Here is a 5,047-nt window from a genome sequence, read left to right as displayed (position 1 = left end):
GCCGGAGTTCAGGCCACGTCGTCCGGATCGTGCCGCAGCACCCGGGCCACCACGGCGCCGGCGAAGCCCCGCGCCATCAGGAAGCGGACCTGGCGTGCCCGCTCGGCCGCGTCGCGCGGCAGCACGCCGCCGAAGCGCCGCTGCCAGACCTGCCGGGCACGCTCGAACTCGGTGGCCTGGAGTCCGGCCACCGCCTCGGCGACGGCCTGGGCGCCGATGCCCTTGGCCTGCAGTTCCTGCCGCACCCGGGCCGCGCCCAGGCGGGCGGCGCGCTGGTGCAGCACCGACTGCACGACGCGCCCCTCGTCGATGAAGCCGCGCGCCTGCAGCTCGTCGAGCGCCCGGGCCAGCGTGCCGGGCTCGTCCTCGTGCACCGCGAGCTTGCGCTCCAGCTCAGCGCGCGAGTGCTCGCGCTGGCTCAGCAGGCGCAGTGCGCGGCCCTTGAGCGACGGTGCCTGGAAGCCCATCGGCCCGCAGCGGGACTCAGGCTTCCTCGCTCGCCGCCGCGCCGGCCGGCCGCAGCGGGATGCCCAGCGATTCCCGCACCTTGTTCTGGCTGCGCCGAAACTGCGGCGCATGAAGCTCACGCTTCATCTGCTGCCTCCTGCGTCGGCAGCAGGGGAATCCCGAGGGATTCCCGCACCTTGTTTTCGATCTCCCGCGCCAAATCCGGGTTCTCGCGCAGGAACTCGCGCGCGTTGTCGCGGCCCTGGCCGATCTTCTCGCCGTTGTAGGCGTACCAGGCGCCGGACTTGTCGACGATGCGGGCGTTGACGCCCATGTCGATGATCTCGCCCTCGCGGCTGATGCCCTCGCCGAAGAGGATGTCGAACTCGGCCGTCTTGAACGGTGGCGAGACCTTGTTCTTCACCACCTTCACCTTGGTCTCGTTGCCGATCGCCTCGTCGCCCTTCTTGATGGTGCCGATGCGGCGGATGTCCAGGCGCACGGAGGCGTAGAACTTCAGCGCGTTGCCGCCGGTGGTGGTCTCGGGGCTGCCGAACATCACGCCGATCTTCATGCGGATCTGGTTGATGAAAATGACCATGCAGTTGGTCTTCTTGATCGTCGCCGTGAGCTTGCGCAGCGCCTGGCTCATCAGGCGCGCCTGCAGGCCGGGCAGCGAGTCGCCCATCTCGCCCTCGATCTCGGCCTTGGGCGTGAGCGCGGCGACCGAGTCGATCACGATCAGGTCCACGGCGCCGGAGCGCACCAGCGAGTCGGTGATTTCGAGGGCCTGCTCGCCGGTGTCGGGCTGGCTGATGAGCAGGTCCTGCAGGTTCACGCCGAGCTTCTGGGCGTACTGCGTGTCCAGCGCGTGCTCGGCGTCGACGAAGGCGCAGGTGCCGCCCTGCTTCTGCATGTTGGCGATCACCTGCAGCGTGAGCGTGGTCTTGCCGGAGCTTTCCGGGCCGTAGATCTCAACCACCCGGCCGCGCGGCAGGCCGCCGACGCCCAGCGCGATGTCCAGGCCCAGCGAGCCGGTGGAGACGGTCTGGATGTCCTCGATGGCCTCGCCCTCGCCCAGGCGCATGATCGTGCCCTTGCCGAACTGCTTCTCGATCTGGGCCAGCGCGGCCTGCAGGGCCTTGGCCTTCTCGCTGTCTGCACCACTGGCCACCTTGGCTCCCTTGACGACGGCATCCATGAACATCTCCTTGAAGAACAACGGGTTGAAACTCGGACTGCACCCGCTGTGGTTGATGACAGGCTGGATGCTTGACCAGTAGTGTAGGGGCCGATACTTTTTCGTAAAGCCTGTTTTTGGTCAGCCTGCCTTACTATCGAGACATGCAGGACGATCAGGACGCCTGGCGCCAGACCCACCTGGGCCGGCTGCTGGGCGAGGCGATGCGCCGCTTCGACGCGCGGGTGTTCGAGCTGATGGCGCACGACGCGGAGGTGCCGCTGGCGCTGTCGAACCTGGCGGCGCGCCAGCAGGTGAGCGCCGCGCACATCCACATCACCCGGCACCTGGCGCGCGGCGGCTCGCGCCTGACGGAGCTGGCCGAGGCGGCGGGCATGAGCAAGCAGGCGATGGGCGCGCTGGTGGACCAGTGCGAGGCCTGGGGCCTGGTCACGCGCGGGCCCGATCCGCTGGACGCGCGGGCGCGGCGCGTGGTCTTCACCGCCGACGGGCTGGCCTGGCTGGAGGCCTTCCGCCGCTCGGTGGCGCAGGCCGAGGCCGAGTTCCGCGCCGGCGTGGGCGAGGAGGTCGCCACCGTGGTTGCCCTCGGACTGGAAGCGTATTGCGGCTCCTAGAATTTTCGGCATCCTCACCGCCAGCGAGCCTTCCATGCGCATCCTCATCGCCGAAGACGATCACGTGCTGGCCGATGGCCTGCTGCGCACGCTGCGCAGCTCCGGCGCGGCGGTGGACCACGTGGCCAGCGGCGCCGAGGCCGACGCCGCCCTGCTGGCCACCGACGAGTTCGACCTGCTGATCCTCGATCTGGGCCTGCCGCGCCTGCACGGGCTGGAGGTGCTCAAGCGCCTGCGCGGGCGCGGCTCGGCGCTGCCGGTGCTGATCCTCACCGCCGCCGACAGCGTGGAGGAGCGGGTGCAGGGCCTGGACTTCGGCGCCGACGACTACATGGCCAAGCCCTTCTCGCTGCAGGAGCTGGAGGCGCGGGTGCGCGCCCTCACCCGCCGCGGCATGGGCGCCACCAGCAGCACCATCAAGCACGGCCCGCTGGTGTACGACCAGGCCGGGCGCGTGGCCAGCATCGACGGGCGCATGGTGGAGCTGTCGGCGCGCGAGTTGGGCCTGCTCGAGGTGCTGCTGCAGCGCGCCGGGCGCCTGGTCAGCAAGGACCAGCTGGTCGAGCGCCTGTGCGAGTGGGGCGAGGAGGTGAGCCTGAACGCCATCGAGGTCTACATCCACCGCCTGCGCAAGAAGATCGAGAAGGGCCCCATCCGCATCGCCACGGTGCGCGGGCTGGGCTACTGCCTCGAAAAAATCCCCTCCTCGCCTTGAACCCCGGCACGGCCGCTCACCCCGCCCCCCGGGCCGGGGCCCGCCCATGAAGCTCTTCCAGCGCGCGCAGAACTCGCTGTTCGGCGAGATCCTCGACTCCCTGCTGGCGCCGGCGCTGCTGATCGTGCTGCTGTCCATCGGCGTGACCTGGCTGGTGGCCCGCGGCATCGCCAACGCGCCCTATGACCGGGCGCTGGCGCACAGCGTGCGCGTGCTGGCGCAGGAGGCGGTGACGGCGCAGCAGCAGGAGCGCGCCTTCGCGCCCGCGCCGGCGCTGATGGCGCTGCTGCGCGGCAGCGAGCACGACCAGGCCTGGTACCAGGTGGTCGACGAGGCCGGCCGCCACGTCGCCGGCCATGCCGACCTGCCGCCGCCGCTGAGCGACGCCGCGGCGCCCGGCACCGTCTACATCACCGACGGCCTGCTGGGCGGCCAGGAGGTGCGCATCGCCCAGCTGCGGGTGCCCCTGGGCCGCCCCGGGCAGCCGGCCTTCAACGGGCCGCCGCGCATCGTGCTGGGCGAGGGCAACGCGCCCGAGCCGCTGCCCGCCACCGAGCCGCCGCGCCCCGACGACGGCGCCGGCCCCGCCGCCGGCAAGGGCCGCGCGCTGGTGGTGCAGCTGGCCGAGACGCGCCGCCGCCAGGCCGTGCATGCGGGCGAGATCACCACCGGCGTGCTGCTGCCGCAGTTCGCGCTGCTGCCGCTGGCGGTGATGCTGCTGTGGATCGCGCTGGCGCGCGGCATCAAGCCGCTGTCGGTGGTGGAGGAGCGCATCCGCGAGCGCCGCCCCGACGACCTGAGCCCCATCGACGAGACCACCGTGCCGCTGGAGGTGGCGCCGCTGGTGTCGGCGCTGAACGTGCTGCTGGGCAAGCTGGCCGACTCCATCAACACGCAGAAGCGCTTCCTGGCCGATGCCGCGCACCAGCTCAAGACGCCGCTGGCCGGGCTGCGCATGCAGGCCGACCTGGCGCTGCGTGAGGCGGCCGACGCGCAGGCGCTCAAGCAGTCGCTCAAGCAGATCGGGCGCTCCAGCATCCGCGCCACCCACACCGTCAACCAGCTGCTGGCGCTGGCGCGTGCCGAGGGCGGCAGCGGCGCGCTGGCGCGCCAGCCCTGCGACATGGCGCGCCTGACCATGGAGGTGGTGCGCGAGGCGGTCCCCCGCGCCATGGACCGCGCGCTGGACCTGGGCTACGACGGCGCCGAGCCCGGCACCCGCGGCGTGGAGGTGCTGGGCAACGCCACGCTGCTGCGCGAGCTGATCCGCAACCTGCTGGACAACGCCATCAACTACACGCCCTCCAGCCCCGAGCGGCAGGGCGTGATCACCGCGCGCGTGCTGGCCGACCCCTTCGGCCACGTGCTGCTGCTGCAGGTGGAGGACACCGGCCCGGGCATCGCGGAGGCCGAGCGCGACCTGGTGTTCGAGCCCTTCTACCGCGTGCTGGGCAACGAGGCCGACGGCTCCGGCCTGGGCCTGCCGATCGTGCGCGAGATCGCCGGCCAGCACCGCGCCACCATCACGCTGGAGGATGCGCACCCCGGCATGCAGCCGCCGGGCACGCGGGTGACGGTGCGCTTCGATACCTCGCAGGAAACGGCGTAGGGCGCCGCCGGCTACTGCGGCGCGGCGGGCGCGGGCGGCGCCGGGGCGGCCTCGGGCGCGGCGGCAGGCGCATCCGGCGCGCCCGGGCGGCCGAGCTGCAGCACCTCCGGCCGCACCTGCTGCTGCAGGCGATGCGGCTCGCGCTCCTGCGCCGCCGGATCGTCGCCGCGCGACCACCACCAGTAGCCCAGGTTGGCGAGGACCAGCACGGCGAGCAGCAGGCGCAGCAGCATGGGGGCGGATTGTCACTCCGACAAGGGGCCGCCGATGCAGCGATCGAAAACGGCCTGCATACGTCCGTAGTCGCACACCACGGCATCCACGTTGGCCTGCAACCAAGCCTCAGGCCCCACCTGCCACCAGTCGATCGCATGGCCCGCGTTGACCACGATCTGCTCGAACAGCAGGCGCAGGGCGCGCCCGTTGCCTTCCCGGAAAGGATGGACCATGTTCAGATCGCC

The 5,047-nt window shown here is 71.7% G+C and carries 6 protein-coding genes and 1 pseudogene; 3 read left to right on the top strand and 4 right to left on the bottom strand.

The window, feature by feature from the left end:
* Nucleotides 1–8: 8 nt before the first annotated feature.
* Nucleotides 9–467 (bottom strand): recombination regulator RecX, encoded by a 459-nt coding sequence (recX, locus tag ACIY1X_RS24680; RefSeq protein WP_399685855.1) that lies wholly within the window; start codon nucleotides 465–467, stop codon nucleotides 9–11.
* Between the two features lie 116 nt (nucleotides 468–583).
* Nucleotides 584–1,648 (bottom strand): recombinase RecA, encoded by a 1,065-nt coding sequence (gene recA, locus ACIY1X_RS24675; protein WP_399685852.1) that lies wholly within the window; start codon nucleotides 1,646–1,648, stop codon nucleotides 584–586.
* A 143-nt stretch (nucleotides 1,649–1,791) separates the two neighbouring features.
* On the opposite strand from recA, the gene ACIY1X_RS24670 reads away from it, so the two are divergent.
* From ACIY1X_RS24670 to ACIY1X_RS24660, 3 genes are read left to right on the top strand one after another with little or no spacing between them, the layout of a single operon-like run.
* Entirely contained in the window at nucleotides 1,792–2,262 is a 471-nt protein-coding gene (locus ACIY1X_RS24670) for a MarR family winged helix-turn-helix transcriptional regulator (protein ID WP_399685849.1), read from the top strand.
* A gap of 34 nt (nucleotides 2,263–2,296) precedes the next feature.
* Nucleotides 2,297–2,977, top strand: a complete 681-nt coding sequence (locus tag ACIY1X_RS24665; protein ID WP_399685847.1) for a response regulator — start codon at nucleotides 2,297–2,299, stop codon at nucleotides 2,975–2,977.
* Nucleotides 2,978–3,023: 46 nt separating this feature from the next.
* Nucleotides 3,024–4,586 (top strand): sensor histidine kinase N-terminal domain-containing protein, encoded by a 1,563-nt coding sequence (locus ACIY1X_RS24660; protein ID WP_399685844.1) that lies wholly within the window; start codon nucleotides 3,024–3,026, stop codon nucleotides 4,584–4,586.
* An 11-nt stretch (nucleotides 4,587–4,597) separates the two neighbouring features.
* Here ACIY1X_RS24660 and ACIY1X_RS24655 read toward each other — a convergent pair whose 3' ends face one another.
* Nucleotides 4,598–4,819, bottom strand: coding sequence for a sporulation protein (locus tag ACIY1X_RS24655; RefSeq protein ID WP_399685841.1), 222 nt, complete (start codon nucleotides 4,817–4,819; stop codon nucleotides 4,598–4,600).
* Between the two features lie 12 nt (nucleotides 4,820–4,831).
* Nucleotides 4,832–5,047 (bottom strand): annotated as a pseudogene (locus tag ACIY1X_RS24650) (cell filamentation protein Fic); the annotation flags it as partial.

Origin of the sequence: Xenophilus sp. (assembly GCF_044462705.1) — a bacterium.
In the GTDB taxonomy this organism is placed as follows: domain Bacteria; phylum Pseudomonadota; class Gammaproteobacteria; order Burkholderiales; family Burkholderiaceae_C; genus Xenophilus; species Xenophilus azovorans.
Note: the sequence above shows the minus strand (reverse complement) of the source record. Positions and strands in the feature narration are given on the sequence as shown.

Coding starts and splice junctions, on each gene's coding strand:
- recX (WP_399685855.1), bottom strand. CDS start 467: ATGGGCTTCCAGGCACCGTCGCTCAAGGGCCGCGCACTGCGCCTGCTG.
- recA (WP_399685852.1), bottom strand. CDS start 1,648: ATGGATGCCGTCGTCAAGGGAGCCAAGGTGGCCAGTGGTGCAGACAGC.
- ACIY1X_RS24670 (WP_399685849.1), top strand. CDS start 1,792: ATGCAGGACGATCAGGACGCCTGGCGCCAGACCCACCTGGGCCGGCTG.
- ACIY1X_RS24665 (WP_399685847.1), top strand. CDS start 2,297: ATGCGCATCCTCATCGCCGAAGACGATCACGTGCTGGCCGATGGCCTG.
- ACIY1X_RS24660 (WP_399685844.1), top strand. CDS start 3,024: ATGAAGCTCTTCCAGCGCGCGCAGAACTCGCTGTTCGGCGAGATCCTC.
- ACIY1X_RS24655 (WP_399685841.1), bottom strand. CDS start 4,819: ATGCTGCTGCGCCTGCTGCTCGCCGTGCTGGTCCTCGCCAACCTGGGC.